This window comes from Streptococcus oralis subsp. oralis, from assembly GCF_002096595.1.
Classification (GTDB): Bacteria; Bacillota; Bacilli; order Lactobacillales; family Streptococcaceae; genus Streptococcus; species Streptococcus oralis_D.
In genome coordinates this window covers 163,153-177,695 of record NZ_NCUR01000010.1, presented here as the reverse complement: position 1 = coordinate 177,695, position 14,543 = coordinate 163,153, and the positions used below count along the sequence as shown (strand labels likewise).

Genomic DNA, 14,543 nt, shown 5'->3' with positions numbered 1-14,543 from the left:
ATAATAGAGGTAGAATGTAGAAAAGAGGTAGGCCCATGGCTGTTAAATTTACAAAAACTGATGACTTGGACAAGATGTTTGAAGAATTCGCAAAACTTCCTGACTTAACACAAGTCACTTTTCCAGATGACAAAGATAAAAAAGAAAAAGTTGAGAAGAAAAAATAGATGACGATTTTCCAATCTCTTCCTCCTAGTGTATTACAAGCGGGAGCTATTTTTCTCTCCATCATGATTGAAGCCCTTCCTTTTGTTCTGATTGGGAGTCTCATTTCGGGATTGATTGAGGTCTATATCACACCTGATAAAGTTTATGAGTTTCTCCCTCGCAATCGTTGGGGGAGGATTTTTTTTGGTACCTTCATTGGCTTTCTCTTCCCATCCTGCGAGTGTGGAATCGTTCCGATTATCAATCGTTTTCTGGAAAAGAAAGTTCCCAGCTACACGGCCGTTCCCTTTCTGGTGACTGCTCCCATCATCAATCCTATCGTTCTTTTCGCTACTTATTCTGCCTTTGGTAATTCCTTAAAAATTACCTTCTTGCGAGCTCTGGGAGCCATTGTGATTGCTTTGGTTCTGGGTATTTTTCTAGGATTCTTCTGGAAGGAACCCATTCAAAAAGAGAATCCTATTGCTTGTCATGAACATGACTTTTCACACTTGACCCCTGCTAGAAAAGCCTTTCAGGTCTTTATACAGGCTATTGACGAGTTTTTCGATATGGGGCGTTACTTGGTCTTTGGCTGTCTCTTTGCGGCTATCGTGCAGGTCTATGTCCCGACTCGGATCTTGACCTCTATCAGTGCTAGTCCAGTCCTTGCGATTCTCTTGCTCATGTTTCTAGCCTTTCTCCTCTCTCTTTGTAGCGAGGCGGACGCCTTTATCGGCGCTTCTCTCCTCTCGAGCTTCGGCCTAGCGCCAGTCCTTGCCTTTCTGGTCATTGGCCCCATGCTTGATATCAAAAATCTCCTCATGATGAAACACTATCTCAAAGCGCGCTTCATCTTGCAATTCATGGGCATCGTGACAGTGTTTGTCTTGCTTTATTCTTACATGATAGGAGTGATGCTATGATCCGATTTTTCATTTTACTGGGTTATTTTGCTCTAACTCTGTATCTGCAGCTATCTGGCAAGCTCAGTCACTACATCAACCTCCACTATTCCTATCTAGTCTATATCTCCATGATCCTTTCTCTTCTGTTGGCTCTGGTCCAATTCTATATCTGGATCAAGAAAATCAACTCTCACAGCCATTTGGAAAGTCGTCGTGCTAGACGAATCAGTATCCTTTTACTGTCACTACCTCTGTTGATTGGGGTTGCCTTTCCGACCGTAAGTTTGGACTCGAGAACTGTATCTGCCAAAGGTTATCATTTCCCACTTGCTGAGGGAATCAACACAGCCATTCAGGCAAGCGAAGGAACATCCAGTCAATACCTCAAACCCGATACCAGCACCTATTTTTCCAAATCTGCTTATGAAAAGGAAATGAGGTCTACAGCTGATAAATACCTCTCCCAGTCAACCATTCAGGTTACAGATGAAAACTATATGGAGGTCATGGAAGTTCTCTATGACTATCCTCAGGAGTTTGAAGGAAAGAAAATCGAGTTTACAGGCTTTGTTTATAACGATCCTAGCCATCCAGATAGCCAGTTTCTCTTTCGCTTTGGAATCATCCACTGTATCGCAGACTCTGGCGTATACGGACTCTTAACCAAGGGAAACTCGCGCCAGTATCCTGACAATACTTGGATCACCGCTAGAGGAACCCTGACCCTCCACTACCATAAAGAACTCAAACAAAAACTCCCAACACTAGAGGTTGAGAGTTTCACAAAAGTAGACAAACCAGAAAATCCTTATGTATATCGCGTGTTTTAATAAAAAGTAGCCTGACAAGGCTACTTTTTATTATTTAGCAATTTTCTAACCTCTTGAGCACCAATCTGATCGCCTGCCTTTTCAAAAAGAGCGATAGCTTGTAAAAAATTTTCATGTGATTCTTCAGGATTTTGTATCGAACCAATCTCTCCTAAACCTCTATAAGCACAAGCTTGGGCAATCAAATCATCTGTTTGCAAAGCTTGTTTTAAGGACTGTTCCATATACATGAATGCTTCTGCTACTTTCCCTAGCTTTAATCGTAAATAACCTTGCTCATAATTGTTAACAGAAGATTTGAGGGTATCCTCTGTAAAAGCTTCTTCAATGACTTTTTGCTCTCTTTCGATATAGAAAAGGGCTGTTTGAAATTCATTCATTTCACGATAAACCATGGCTAACTGATGATAGCCTATATGTTCATTTTCTGGGTCACTTTTAGTTCGTGCTAAGTCAATGTAACGCTGATAGATACTTAAGCACTCGTTGTATTTTTGCTCTTCAAGATAAATATACCCCATCAAATTTAACAAACTAAAATCCGTGCAAGTTTCCAATGAAAAATCAGCTTCAACTAATTTTTTAGCCTCTTCAATCTTGCCCTCAAACAATAATTCCCAGGCTTGATTCATGCTTATTCTCCTCTAGCTTATGTTGTATAGAAATCAATAGACAAATCACTATCAGACTCGTATTTTTTCCAAGCTAGGCTAAATCCATAATAGTCTACAAACTCAGTATGCCAGTCATAATAAAGTGGGATACGACTATACTTTCTCGCTACAATTTCGTCTTCAAATTCTGGAGACTCCCCTGCAGTAATACCAAATTGAAGACCATTTAGTTCCCAAGTATTTCCCCAAACGTTTTCATCAGAGAGAACATCGATCCATCTCGAGGCATCAATATCAAAATCTGCACATAATTCCAGTTCATAGAGTCTTCTACAGTTAATCTCTGAAGGCTTTATATAAAGGGCGCTATCAACTTGGTACTTTTTATCGCTGACTTGAATCTGTGTGATTTTCATTGAAATTGGAACTCCATTTAATTCTAACCAGAAATATCCTAAAGGAGTTTTGATACTATGATATGTTTGTTGAGAGTTGGGGTTAGCATTTTTGGAGCAAGCATCAAGAATTCTTCCCAGCTTAATTAAATTTCTACAAACGTTTTTCGAAGTGATTGGGTCGAAATGTGAATACCTACGAATGACACGTTTTAACTTTTCAACAGGAAAAGTGATATCCTTTGGTAGGGCATGATACTTCTGTACAACTAAAGCAGTTTTTTCAGTATTTTCCTTCCCCACTGGGACAACAACAGCGTGTCCTATATGGATATTTGGGTCATCACAGATATAAGTATAACCATTCCCTCCCTCCTGAAACTCAACCACAACAAGATTTAACTCTTGATCTGGATCAAAGAGAGGCTCTACCTTTTCTACTTCTTGGCGCTCATAAAAAGTAAAGTGATCTCCATCCCCGTCTTCGCCAAAAACCATGAAACTGCCACACTCAGGGCACTTCCACATATAAAATGACGCTTCAGAAATATCATCATAAGAAATTTTATTATGGTCGTCAGCTTTATTTATGATTTCTTCAAACAACTCATCCGAATAAACTGAATAAGCATTTGGATCGGGCGCTCGGTGGTCATTCATTGCTTGCCCACATTTACATGTCCATTTACCCATAAAAACCTCAGTCGTGGCCTAATTCTTCAAGGAAAAATTGATTTAGAGCTCTCCAGTCTTTCTTTTCCTCACTAACACTTTGAACGTATGCATCCAACTCTTGGATGTTAGCTAAAATATAATCTTGAATTGGCATTATCGGATCAATTTCCATACCTTCAGGCTCATTTATCTTAATGTCTAGCAATCTTGAAACATGCTCCTGCATTTGAGACGGAAGTAATTCTTTGACCAAATCATCAAACAAAATCGGTGGAACAAAATGGTATTTTTCAATCCAACGACAAGCCAAAATAGGACGCAGCGCATAGAAATACTTTTTAGGTTTGACCTTGTCTCCTGAAAGATACTTATTCATTTGAGTTCTAGCAGTATTCAAGTAATGATACAGCATTTTCTTCTCAGAAAAATACTGGTTGGCAAGAGGACGCATGCGCTCGATAAAATCCGTTTGTTGATAGACAATTGGTGACTGTAACCATTCAAACAGTGTAGGATTTGACTTATAAAGGAGTTTTAAAGTCTTGTCTAAATCCCAACCACTCACATCCCAAGTATCGTCAATTGGTAGCTCGATAACATCACGCTGTTCATTTAAACGGAGATAAAAATCTTGCTTGTGTTTGTAGATAAACCGTACATCAAAGTCACTATCGGGAGACTCAAAACCCCAGGCACGACTACCAGACTCAATAGCCCACAAAACTGTGACATCGTAATCACGCTCAATTTCTGCTAATTTTTCCGGTACCAGAACATTCATTTCTTCTTGCGTTTGCATTTACAACCTCTTATTATTTACGCTGCTTCTCCAGCTCGATCATTAATGAGTTCAATTGTTTGGACAATATTACGAAGTATAGGGAGTTGGTGTTGAAAGAGTAGTTGAACTGAACCATACGATTTAAACGGCTCTTGTGTTAAAACTTTAGTCTCCAAGCAACCATTTTCTACAATGTAATCTACAATCAATTTCACAAAGGAAATCTGCTTGGCATTGAGACTCTCATCCGATAAAAATTTAGAAAAAACTTGATTGGCAGCCTCTCTATCTAAACCAATAATCTCACGAACCAATCTAGGAATTGCCTTATTTTCATAATGTTGTTGGTAATCTGACTTGCTACCTAATTTTTCCCATAGCAATGTTTCAAGTGCAAGTAAATCTTGAGAGGTCAATTTTTCATTATGGTATAACTTAGAAATTGCTTCATCATCTAGATGAGTTTTCAAATAATGTTCAACTTTTTCATTATAAGATCGCAGGTCATTGACTTGTAAATATGGCTTAGTATCATGGACAGTGGAAAGAATGTGATCATCAAAATTGACATAATATACAGTGCGTTCCGGTTTATCCAGAAACTGTAGTAAATCTCGAAGCGCAAGGCGTATTTTTTCCAACTCGGATAAACTAACTTCTTCCCAAAATTCAGGTTCTTGTACTTTCCTGATAATTTCAGCCTGTGCAAAAACTTGTGGTATATTGCCAACCCTAGCAAGGGCTTTAGCTGTTTTCATAACTTGAGATATATGGACAGTTGCTGGCTTAGCCAACAGTTGTCCTAACTGTATCTGAAACAGCCATAAATCAAATCGTCTCGCCATCTCGTCTTCTTTATTTTCTTCAAATAGAATCGGCGAAAGATCTTTCTGGATTGTTTCACTTGTGACGGTCGTTAGATTTTGCCAATTTTCCAACTTTCTGTAAGTATAAACTGTATCTAAAACCATACGAACCCTAAAGTCTAACTCATTTAAGCTCACCATACGTTCATGAAGTTCTGAGACGAGTTGTTGACGGTATTCTCTAGCAAACTGATCATCTTGATAACGAAGCTCCTGCAGTTCACGAATCAAGTCCACCTTGATATTAAACAAACGTTGAGTCAGAGAAACAATGTGACGACCATCTCCTTCTCTTGGATCAGCTTTGAAATATTCAAAATTATCGCCATAATCAAATACCAAGAAATTTTCCTTATCCTGCTCAGGGCCGAATAAATCTTTACAAAGACGGGTTCCACGGCCAATCATCTGCCAAAACTTAGTTTTAGAACGCACTTTCTTGAAAAAGATTAAATTAACAACCTCTGGTACATCAATACCTGTATCCAACATATCAACAGAAATTGCAATTTGAGGGTATTTCTCCTTAATTTTAAAATCATCAATTAAGGTTTGATAATGCTTAATGCTATAATCAATCACTTGAGCATAATCGCTTCCTTTTTCTGAATAACGTTCGTTAAAAATATCTCTGATGTATTCAGCATGTCGATGGTTTTTAGCAAAGATAATGGTTTTACCAATTTCGTCACCTGAAGCTGTCTGAATTCCTCTTGTCATTAGTTCATCTAGAACAATTTTGACTGTTTTTCTATTGAAAATAGAGGTATTAAAATCCTCAGGATCAATATCTTTCTCAGAACTACCATCTTCAAATTGACTATCAAAATATTCTTTTTCGTCTTGGGATAAATCATCGTAATGTAGACCATCCGTTGGTAGTTTCAACTTAGTTTCAATCGAATGATAAGCTACTAAATAACCATCTTTGACAGCCTCTTCCAGATCGTATGCGTATGTTGGAACACCATTCTCCAAGTTAAAGAAACCATAGGTATTCTTATCCAAATCTTGACGCGGAGTGGCAGTTAATCCTACGATCCTCGCATCAAAATAATCAAAAATTGATTTGTATTTCTGATAAATAGAACGGTGAGACTCGTCAATTATGATGAGATCAAAGTGCCCAACAGTGAAGGGGCGTTGATTTACTTCTTCTTGATCACTGATCACTCCTATCATAGTCGGATAGGTTGAAAAAACCATACGACTAGATCGAGCACTATCTTTATCCTCTAAGAAATTACAAACTGAAAGATCTGGAAGTAATTTCCTAAACGAATCATAAGCTTGCTTAACTAGGGAAGTTCTATCAGCTAAAAAAAGAACATTTTTTACCCAGTTATGACGCGAAAGGATATCAACTAGGGAAACCGCTGTACGGGTTTTCCCAGACCCAGTTGCCATAACCAAGAGTGCCTGTCTCCGATTATTGGAGAATGCTTCACAGACACTTGTAATCGCATGTTTCTGATAATGACGTCCAGAAATGTCGTCCCTAATTTTGCTAGAAATATCCTCGAGTGGTTTTTGCAAGTGACGTCTATCCATCAAAAGTTGCAACTCTTCTTGAGAGTAGAACCCTGCAATCTGGCGACGATTAACACCATCAAGTATGTAGTGCTTTAAACCATTGGTAATAAAGCAAATTGGCCGATAGCCGATTTGTTTCTCAAGAGCTTCAGCATATTCCTTGACCTGCACCTCCCCTACTTCTGGATTCACAGATGCCTTTTTGGCCTCAACAATTGCTAGAATTTTTCCATTTTTACCATAAAGAACATAGTCACAATATCCAGTTCCTGTACCATGCTTCAAATCATGAACGGCTACCTCAACACGACAGTTTTCCTCAAATGTCCAACCTGCTAAACGGAGATCGATATCAATAAAGAGTTTTCTTGTCTCTGCTTCAGATAGTTGATCGATATGGAAAGATACATCTTGTCGTAGAGCTGCTGTTTCACGTTTTTCAGTATAAGTCTCTTGAATAGTTAAGGATTGACTAGCCATCTGTTCATCGAAATCAGGAAGATCTGGCAAACTGTTTTGTAATTTTGCCATAGATTGTGGCGTTTCTCGAAACTTGATGTTTGCTGAAAGTGGCAATAACTGCTCGTCGAAATAACGCTCCACAAACTCGTTACTGTAGCAATAATCAATAAAATTGACAAATTGATACAAATGATGCAAAGCCAAAATCGCTTCTCGTTCCTTAATTTCTCCACCATGTGCAGCATGATTTCCCCATCGAATTAAAAGAACAATCTGCCTATGGAGCTCAGGATCCACAATCTCTCTAAAATCATCATCCCATACCAAAGAAGATAAGGTGGCACGATAGGGAGCTTCTAAATATGAATCGTGACTATATATCCAATGAACAGCCTGCTCCAAAGCACGGCGTGCCATAAAAGCAGTAGCTACAGTAGATGTTGCGATCATATTCTCAGCTTCTATACAAGGCTTTGAAAAAGATTCATACTCTTCGTTATTTAAAAGAAAATCAAAATTTCCCATTTTTCTCTCACTTTGAATAAATAGATAGCTATATTATACTAGATTTCAAGCTATTTCTCCACAGTTTTATAACTATCCCACAAGCAAATTGTGATTTGTCAACCTGAGCTACAAAGTCTGCGAATTCGTTTTGGAGGGAAAGAGGGGGAAGGGGAAGTAATATTTTTTTTATTTTTGTTATTGGTAACTGAGGCTGAGCACTGCCAGATATTAATCGTTTATAATAATTATCATCCTTTAAAACATGAAGGATAAATTGCCTATTTAATTCAGTTTTCTTAGCACGCAAAATTACCATACCTGAATTAATACGTAAATGATCATAACTAATCGATTCATCATAGTAGGCCACATTTCCAATGGTACCTCTTGTTGTCAAAACTATATCATGACGTTCTAATTTACCTTTCCTAAGTAATTTGTCCTTTGTTTCAGTGATAAATTGCTTTATATTAAATGAAAATCCGTTTTTTGTAACATTCTTTGTATTTAAAAATAAACAATATTCTTCATCAAACAACTCATCTGATTTCGGATAATTTTTGCCCCTGTCGCCATCTATAATATCAAATAAGTTATCAAGGCTTTCAAATCGCTTATTTTTCCCAAACATCTCGTTAAATCGGGATTTGCAGTTAAGAGATGAATTTTTGGTGTGAATGTTTGACATTGCTTTGGTTTACCATGGCATAGGCCAGGGTTGTATCAATTTTGCTGTGACCAAGTAGTTTTTGGACTTGTTCAATAGGCATTCCTTTATCAATCGCCTTAGTCGCTAGGGTTCTTCTGAATTTATGTGGATGAACCTTTTGTATTCCAAGTTTTTGTCCTAACTTTCTCAATCGAATCTCGACACCAGCAATTCCAAGTCTCTGGGCTTTTCCAACTAGCGTTACAAAAAGAGCTGGATGACTATCTTTTCTATCATTGAGATAGTTTCTTAAATGAATTTTCGTACGAGCATCAAAATATACGGGTCTTTCTTTTTTTCCTTTTCCGAAAACAACGCACTCTCTGTTTTCAAAATCAATATCAGAACGATTCAACTGGACCAGTTCTCCTACACGCATACCTGTTGATGCTAGTAGGTCAATCATTGCCAAATCTCTTAAATTTTCACAATTATCTCTCATAATTTCGAGATGTTCATCCGTATAAGTTTCTTTCACAGTTTGTTCTGTTTTAATTTTTTTAATCCTTCGAATAGGATTCTTGATGATATATTCCTCTTGCTCAAGCCAAGCAAAAAAAGAGGACAATATACGCCGAATATTGTCCAAATTCGCCTTACTACAGTCCTTTTCAGACTGATAATTTGCTAGATAACTCCTTAAATCATCTGTTGTCAGTTGTGTCACAGACTCCTTAATATGATGAAACAAATTTTCAATTGTTCTCTGATAATAACGTATTGTTTTTGCGCTACAGCCCTCCACCTGCTTAGCAGTTATGAATAGTTGCAACAGATTATTATTCGAATGCTTCTGCTTCTTTTTTCCATCCACTAGATGGCGCTCTAAACTCTCTCGCAATGCTAGTAATTGTTCATTATTTAAAAGGGGTAACATTTCTTGTATGATAATTGTAACTTTTGATTCCATAAATTCTCACTTTCATTATTACTCATCAATAAAAAGAGACAATATCAGTTTCTGCATTTCAGAATTCTAATATTGTCTGTTTATTTTCTAATACTCATTCAAATCCAACATACTAGCTTATTTTTTCTCTGACAGAATGTTGAGAAACCCATTTAGAGTAGCTTATCATTTTTTCATCAGTTAAAGCTTCTACCGCTATAGTCACGCACATATCAACCGCTTCTTCCACGGAAACAGTAAAGTGATAACCATTTAATTGTAAAAACTTCACCAAAACAAAGAAAGCTGTTCGTTTATTGGCGTTGGCAAAGACATGCTTCTTTATCAATTGGACAAATAATATTGTTGCTTTATCAAAAATTGTTGGATAAAGAGGTTTGCCAAAAACAAATTGTTCTGGTAAGTTCACAATCATATTTAACGCTGAAGCACTAACTGTTTGAATTTGCTCCTTTGGAGAATACCGTTGAATTACTAAAGCATTGATTTTTTCAATTTGCTTTTCTGTTAGATAGACTGTCATTTTCCACCAAAGCTTTGAAAACATCATCGTATTCATCAAAAATTGTATCCAATTTTAAGTTAAAGGCATCATCAGAAGCATAAGAGACCTGATGATCCAATTCTTCAGGAGTAAAGATAATTTCACCACTTGGTAACAATTTTGCTTCGTATTTAACACCACTTGGAATATTGAATTCGCTTGGAATCGTAATGGTGATTGAATTTCCTTGTTTTCTTGTTTTTACGACCATCTGATTTCCTCCTTTGAAGTATTATAACAAATAATTACGGTAATTACAATGATAGTGTAAAACTGCTATTTCATCTCAGAGCTTAACCGAAATATTCCTGCATAAGTGATTTTTTCAAGGTTTCCAATTCTTCCAGAGATTTTTGAATTGCCAATTGTGATTTGTCGGCCTGAGCCACAAAGTCCGCGAATTCGTTTTGGAGGGCTAGAGGGGGGAGGATTACTTTTAGTTCACTTAATATTTTTAAATTTATATTCTTTTGAGCTGATTCTGGAGCTTGACTTTCTAGCATCTTTTGAAAGTAACTAAACCAATAATGAATAAACATATTATTGGTTCTTTCTCCTGGAATAAAACCAACAATGCTATCTGGAAAACATGAATCAAAAGCCAATATACTTGTTTTAGCTATATTAGCTGCGATAGTTATACATAATGTTCCTTTATCCCACAATTTACTTTGTTTAAGACCAAACTCAGAATATGTAGAATGATAATCTACAATATAGTTTCCTGAATTAGCTACATCTCCTGTCTGTATAAACGGATAGATTCCTCCAAATAATTCCGAAGCGTTACGTGGTCTATACTTAGAAACACCTCTACCAATCGTTCCAACTTTATCTAGTGTTTCAATCTCCCAACCCATATCATTCAAAACAGGATCCCCAAACATCTCGTTAAATCGGGATTTTACAAGTATATTAAACTCTTCAAGTTGTTCTTGTCTCCTTAAAATCAGCTTGCTTAACAAATCCAGTTCACTTGCAATTCTTTGTTGCTCTTTCAAATTTGTATATGAAACCATAATATTATCGAAATATTTTTTAGTTAAATGTTTCATTGTGGAACCATGAGTATGTTTTATAGCGTCTTGCAAACCTTTTTCAACAACATATTTAAAATATGATTTATCGATATCTATCTTATCGAAAACAACTTTAAAAATATGCTGATTTAACACTGCGGATTTTCCACACCACTCAAAAACCCCTAATGTCCCCGACCAAGAAATAAGAATATCACCATCTTCAACAATATATTTTTTATCAATCGTACCCGAATAATAATTTATCTCTTTTGAAGTTTTAGTCAAATTCTGTATTCTAATAATCTCTTTTCCTTCAAATGACCAATCCTGAGGTTTAAAAGCATAGCCATTAATAAAAGTAGCCACTTCCCCTAACTTCACTTTCTTCATACAACAACCTCCTCGAAATATCGGGATTTGACGAGCAAGTTTAGTTCTTCCAATTGACATTTTCTTTTAGTAATAAGTCTTTTGATGATATTAAGAATACAGATAATGTTCTCTTGTTCTTCGATACGTAACAATTCTAATTTTAGATCAAGTAATATATTTTTATTTAAATGGGGAATTGTTGCGCCTGTTGAATGATACCTTAAATACTGCGATTTACTTTCCAAAAAAACTCCCAAATAATCTGATATAATCTCGTCTTTGTATTGTTCATTCTTTTTTAAGACCATAATAGTGCTACCAACAGCTCCCGATAATCCATAGCCAATTGTTCCTGCATTAGCACCATCCCAAGCTATCAGAATATCATCTAGAAGTGCTTCAGTTATATTTAAACTTTCAGTGAACTTTAGATTATTGTCATTTCTCAAATCATCTATTTGAATATAACGTTGACTTAGAGTCGTTTGTTCATTAAGTATAGTGGCTTTCTTACCTTTTTTCAGAGTTACCACTTCCCCCAACTTCACTTTTTTCATACATCCATCTCCCTACTTGAGTAATTCTTCTAACTCTGCCAAGCCAGCTTGAATTTCTTTTTCTAGATCATTAATTTTTTTTAAGATGACTTCTGTTGGTTCATACTCAACTTTTTCATACTCAATTTCTTTGTATTTATTGATCGATAAATCATAATCATTATCCTTTATCTCATCGACTGGAACAAAGAAAGACTGATCCGTTCTCTTACGTTCTGCTTCGTTGTCAAGTTGATGGAAACGTTGAATAATATCCGGAATATCATTATCACTGATCGGTTGTCGTTTATCATCCAAACTTAAACCATCTGCTTTCATATCGTAAAACCAGACCTTATCCGTTCCACCATTTCCAGTTTTTGTAAAGATGAGAATGGCAGTTGAAACTCCAGCATAAGGTTTGAAAACACCACTTGGCATTGATATTACAGCATCCAATTTATGATTCTCTACAATTTCCTGACGAATTCCTTTATGGGCTTTAGAAGAACCAAAGAGGACACCGTCAGGTACAATAACTGCTGCACGTCCCCCTGGTTTCAATGTACGCAAGAAAAGAGCAAGGAAAAGTAATTCTGTTTTTTTGGTTTTTACAGTCGCAAGAAGATCATTTGAAGTTGAATCGTAGTCAAGCGATCCCTTAAATGGAGGATTTGCTAACACTAAAGTGTATTTATCTGCTTCTTCATTATCTTGAGATAGCGAGTCAAGATAACTAATTTGTGGATTTTCCACTCCATGCAGCATCATGTTCATTGCACCAAGTCTAAGCATAGTTGTATCCGTATCATTCCCATGAAACATAATGTTATGAAAATGGTTGATATTATCTGGATTGGTTTCCCATTCATCTTTTTTACGCTTTAAGTAACGGCTAGCAGATACTAAGAAACCCGCAGACCCCATAGCAGGATCTGAGATAATATCCTTGATAGTTGGTTGCATCAACTCAACCATCATATCGATGATGTGACGAGGTGTACGAAATTGTCCATTTTTACCTGCGGTTGACAATTTTGATAGCAGATATTCATAGATGTCGCCAATATCATTAATCCCCTGTGTGTCACTATCAAAGTCTATACCTGAGTCTCTGGTTGGAAATTCATCTAATATAGAAATCACCTTTTGGAGCGTAGCAGGTTTATTTATTTGAAAGATAGCTTCACGCATATAACGTGAAAAAGCTGTATCATCAGTATCACCCTTAAGATTCTTCATAAATGGAAAAATCTCCTGTGTCATTAAACGATAGACTTCCTGAGCATCTCCCATATTTTTAAAAGTCGACCAACGGTATTCAGGTTTGTCTTTTGGAAAAATTCCCTCATAAGAAATTCCTAGAAACTCAGCATCGCTTTCGCGTCCAAGCTCGACACTATCCAAATCCTTCATAAATAGAAGATAAGTCAATTGTTCAATATTTGTTAGAGGATTTGCATTTCCTTCAGTCCACAGCATTTCCCACAGCTGATCAATTTTATTTTTTAATTCGCCTGTAATCATACTAGTCTCTTTTCTTTGGTTTTAAAGTTATGAATATCACTATTTTAACAGATTTTCAATCAAGCTTCAATTATGTTTCTCGCTATAAAAATTTCTTTCAAAAATAAAAAAGCAAACACAAAATATGGTTCACTTTTTTAAACTTTTCTACTCTCCATCCTTCCAGTTTCGAGCAATCTCTTCGTCTTTCTGGAGTTGGTCTACCAGTTCCTCTACGGAGTCAAATTTGACCATATCGCGAACACGGTCCAGCCAGTAGACCATGACTGTCTCACCGTAAATATCATCTGAAAAGTCAAAAATATTGACTTCAAAACGTGGTTCTTCTCCATCAAAGGTGACATTTTTGCCAACGCTCGCCATGCCACGATATCTTTGACGTTGCACCTCGACATCGACTACATAAACACCGTCAGCTGGCATGTAAGTTCGGTCTCTTAGGACCAGATTGGCTGTTGGATAACCAATAGTCCGCCCACGAGCATTTCCATGAACGACCATTCCACGAGATGGGAGCGGAGTGCCGAGCAGATGATTGACTTCCTTTACATCTCCATCAAGAATTGCCTGACGAATCCGTGTAGAACTAATCTTGCCCTTTTCATCCTCAACTGGAGGAACAATGATGATCTCTCCATCAAAATAGTCCTTCAGGTCATCTGCAGTTTTCTTATCTGAACCAAAGGTGTAATCAAATCCTGCTACGATAATCGCTGGTTTTAAGGCTCTAACATAAGTATCAAAGAATTCTTGACCCGTTAAACTAGCAAATTTGCTACTAAAGTCCAGTAAGAAAAGAGCCTCTACTCCGTGCCACTTCATCTTGTGCTCCCGTTCCTCATGATTGACGATATGGAGCATGAGCTCAGGTTGGTAAGGTTGTAAGGCAAGTTTTGGTGACTCTGTAAAAGTCATCACGACAACTGGCAGATAATCCTTCATTGAAGCCTTGCTGGCCACTTCAAAAAGTTTCTGATGCCCCTTGTGGATGCCATCAAAATAACCTAGTACAAGGACTGTTTTTCCCGGTACTGCAATGTCTTTTTCGTTCTTAATAGGTACTGTTGTAATCATGAAACTATTATATCATAGAGCAAGTCTTTTCGCTAAGAGGAAATCCCAAATGTCGTTTTTTGCGTCTGAACTGACCTTGATAGACAATTCCAAGCTATGAGTTTTAAAAAATAGCACCTCCTAAGAGATGC

15 protein-coding genes are annotated in these 14,543 nt (G+C 36.9%); 3 read left to right on the top strand and 12 right to left on the bottom strand.

What is annotated here, in order from left to right; genetic code table 11:
• Nucleotides 1-35 precede the first annotated feature (35 nt).
• From B7714_RS09990 to B7714_RS05225, 3 genes are read left to right on the top strand one after another with little or no spacing between them, the layout of a single operon-like run.
• A complete protein-coding gene (locus B7714_RS09990) occupies nt 36-167 on the top strand; it encodes an SPJ_0845 family protein (protein WP_000268696.1) in 132 nt (43 codons plus the stop codon).
• Complete coding sequence (locus B7714_RS05230) at nt 168-1,073, top strand: permease (RefSeq protein ID WP_084859857.1); 906 nt, start codon at nt 168-170, stop codon at nt 1,071-1,073.
• Nucleotides 1,070-1,885 carry a TIGR03943 family putative permease subunit gene (locus B7714_RS05225; protein ID WP_084859856.1) on the top strand — a complete coding sequence of 272 codons (816 nt, stop codon included), beginning with the start codon at nt 1,070-1,072 and terminating at the stop codon, nt 1,883-1,885. The genes B7714_RS05230 and B7714_RS05225 overlap by 4 nt, the downstream gene beginning before the upstream one ends.
• A gap of 20 nt (nt 1,886-1,905) precedes the next feature.
• Here B7714_RS05225 and B7714_RS05220 read toward each other — a convergent pair whose 3' ends face one another.
• The 12 genes from B7714_RS05220 to B7714_RS05165 form a co-directional block, all read right to left on the bottom strand.
• The gene (locus B7714_RS05220; protein WP_084859855.1) at nt 1,906-2,517 is read right to left on the bottom strand and encodes a tetratricopeptide repeat protein; all 612 of its coding nucleotides are present in this window, start codon (nt 2,515-2,517) and stop codon (nt 1,906-1,908) included.
• 17 nt (nt 2,518-2,534) lie between these two features.
• A complete protein-coding gene (locus tag B7714_RS05215; RefSeq protein ID WP_084859854.1) occupies nt 2,535-3,587 on the bottom strand; it encodes a hypothetical protein in 1,053 nt (350 codons plus the stop codon).
• A 7-nt stretch (nt 3,588-3,594) separates the two neighbouring features.
• Entirely contained in the window at nt 3,595-4,368 is a 774-nt protein-coding gene (locus B7714_RS05210; protein WP_084859853.1) for a nucleotidyltransferase domain-containing protein, read from the bottom strand.
• Between the two features lie 17 nt (nt 4,369-4,385).
• Nucleotides 4,386-7,736, bottom strand: a complete 3,351-nt coding sequence (locus B7714_RS05205) for a DEAD/DEAH box helicase family protein (RefSeq protein ID WP_084859852.1) — start codon at nt 7,734-7,736, stop codon at nt 4,386-4,388.
• Nucleotides 7,737-7,764: 28 nt separating this feature from the next.
• Nucleotides 7,765-8,406 (bottom strand): restriction endonuclease subunit S, encoded by a 642-nt coding sequence (locus tag B7714_RS05200; RefSeq protein WP_084859851.1) that lies wholly within the window; start codon nt 8,404-8,406, stop codon nt 7,765-7,767.
• Nucleotides 8,372-9,337: a site-specific tyrosine recombinase/integron integrase gene (xerA, locus tag B7714_RS05195; protein ID WP_084859850.1), complete on the bottom strand. Its 966-nt coding sequence runs from the start codon at nt 9,335-9,337 to the stop codon at nt 8,372-8,374. Before xerA ends, B7714_RS05200 begins: the two co-directional genes overlap by 35 nt.
• Nucleotides 9,338-9,449: 112 nt before the next feature.
• Nucleotides 9,450-9,860 carry a type II toxin-antitoxin system death-on-curing family toxin gene (locus B7714_RS05190; RefSeq protein WP_084859849.1) on the bottom strand — a complete coding sequence of 137 codons (411 nt, stop codon included), beginning with the start codon at nt 9,858-9,860 and terminating at the stop codon, nt 9,450-9,452.
• Nucleotides 9,829-10,092, bottom strand: a complete 264-nt coding sequence (locus B7714_RS05185; RefSeq protein ID WP_084859848.1) for an AbrB family transcriptional regulator — start codon at nt 10,090-10,092, stop codon at nt 9,829-9,831. The genes B7714_RS05190 and B7714_RS05185 overlap by 32 nt, the downstream gene beginning before the upstream one ends.
• An 82-nt stretch (nt 10,093-10,174) precedes the next feature.
• Nucleotides 10,175-11,293 carry a restriction endonuclease subunit S gene (locus B7714_RS05180; RefSeq protein WP_084859847.1) on the bottom strand — a complete coding sequence of 373 codons (1,119 nt, stop codon included), beginning with the start codon at nt 11,291-11,293 and terminating at the stop codon, nt 10,175-10,177.
• Complete coding sequence (locus B7714_RS05175) at nt 11,290-11,832, bottom strand: restriction endonuclease subunit S (RefSeq protein WP_084859846.1); 543 nt, start codon at nt 11,830-11,832, stop codon at nt 11,290-11,292. The genes B7714_RS05180 and B7714_RS05175 overlap by 4 nt, the downstream gene beginning before the upstream one ends.
• Before the next feature lie 12 nt (nt 11,833-11,844).
• Nucleotides 11,845-13,338 (bottom strand): type I restriction-modification system subunit M, encoded by a 1,494-nt coding sequence (locus B7714_RS05170; protein WP_084859845.1) that lies wholly within the window; start codon nt 13,336-13,338, stop codon nt 11,845-11,847.
• 147 nt (nt 13,339-13,485) lie between these two features.
• Nucleotides 13,486-14,412, bottom strand: coding sequence for a bifunctional riboflavin kinase/FAD synthetase (locus tag B7714_RS05165; protein WP_000633642.1), 927 nt, complete (start codon nt 14,410-14,412; stop codon nt 13,486-13,488).
• Nucleotides 14,413-14,543 lie beyond the last annotated feature (131 nt).

Excerpts from the sequence above, each read along its gene's own strand:
- B7714_RS09990 (WP_000268696.1), top strand. The coding sequence starts at position 36 with ATGGCTGTTAAATTTACAAAAACTGATGACTTGGACAAGATGTTTGAA.
- B7714_RS05230 (WP_084859857.1), top strand. The coding sequence starts at position 168 with ATGACGATTTTCCAATCTCTTCCTCCTAGTGTATTACAAGCGGGAGCT.
- B7714_RS05225 (WP_084859856.1), top strand. The coding sequence starts at position 1,070 with ATGATCCGATTTTTCATTTTACTGGGTTATTTTGCTCTAACTCTGTAT.
- B7714_RS05220 (WP_084859855.1), bottom strand. The coding sequence starts at position 2,517 with ATGAATCAAGCCTGGGAATTATTGTTTGAGGGCAAGATTGAAGAGGCT.
- B7714_RS05215 (WP_084859854.1), bottom strand. The coding sequence starts at position 3,587 with ATGGGTAAATGGACATGTAAATGTGGGCAAGCAATGAATGACCACCGA.
- B7714_RS05210 (WP_084859853.1), bottom strand. The coding sequence starts at position 4,368 with ATGCAAACGCAAGAAGAAATGAATGTTCTGGTACCGGAAAAATTAGCA.
- B7714_RS05205 (WP_084859852.1), bottom strand. The coding sequence starts at position 7,736 with ATGGGAAATTTTGATTTTCTTTTAAATAACGAAGAGTATGAATCTTTT.
- B7714_RS05200 (WP_084859851.1), bottom strand. The coding sequence starts at position 8,406 with ATGTCAAACATTCACACCAAAAATTCATCTCTTAACTGCAAATCCCGA.
- xerA (WP_084859850.1), bottom strand. The coding sequence starts at position 9,337 with ATGGAATCAAAAGTTACAATTATCATACAAGAAATGTTACCCCTTTTA.
- B7714_RS05190 (WP_084859849.1), bottom strand. The coding sequence starts at position 9,860 with ATGACAGTCTATCTAACAGAAAAGCAAATTGAAAAAATCAATGCTTTA.
- B7714_RS05185 (WP_084859848.1), bottom strand. The coding sequence starts at position 10,092 with ATGGTCGTAAAAACAAGAAAACAAGGAAATTCAATCACCATTACGATT.
- B7714_RS05180 (WP_084859847.1), bottom strand. The coding sequence starts at position 11,293 with ATGAAGAAAGTGAAGTTAGGGGAAGTGGCTACTTTTATTAATGGCTAT.
- B7714_RS05175 (WP_084859846.1), bottom strand. The coding sequence starts at position 11,832 with ATGAAAAAAGTGAAGTTGGGGGAAGTGGTAACTCTGAAAAAAGGTAAG.
- B7714_RS05170 (WP_084859845.1), bottom strand. The coding sequence starts at position 13,338 with ATGATTACAGGCGAATTAAAAAATAAAATTGATCAGCTGTGGGAAATG.
- B7714_RS05165 (WP_000633642.1), bottom strand. The coding sequence starts at position 14,412 with ATGATTACAACAGTACCTATTAAGAACGAAAAAGACATTGCAGTACCG.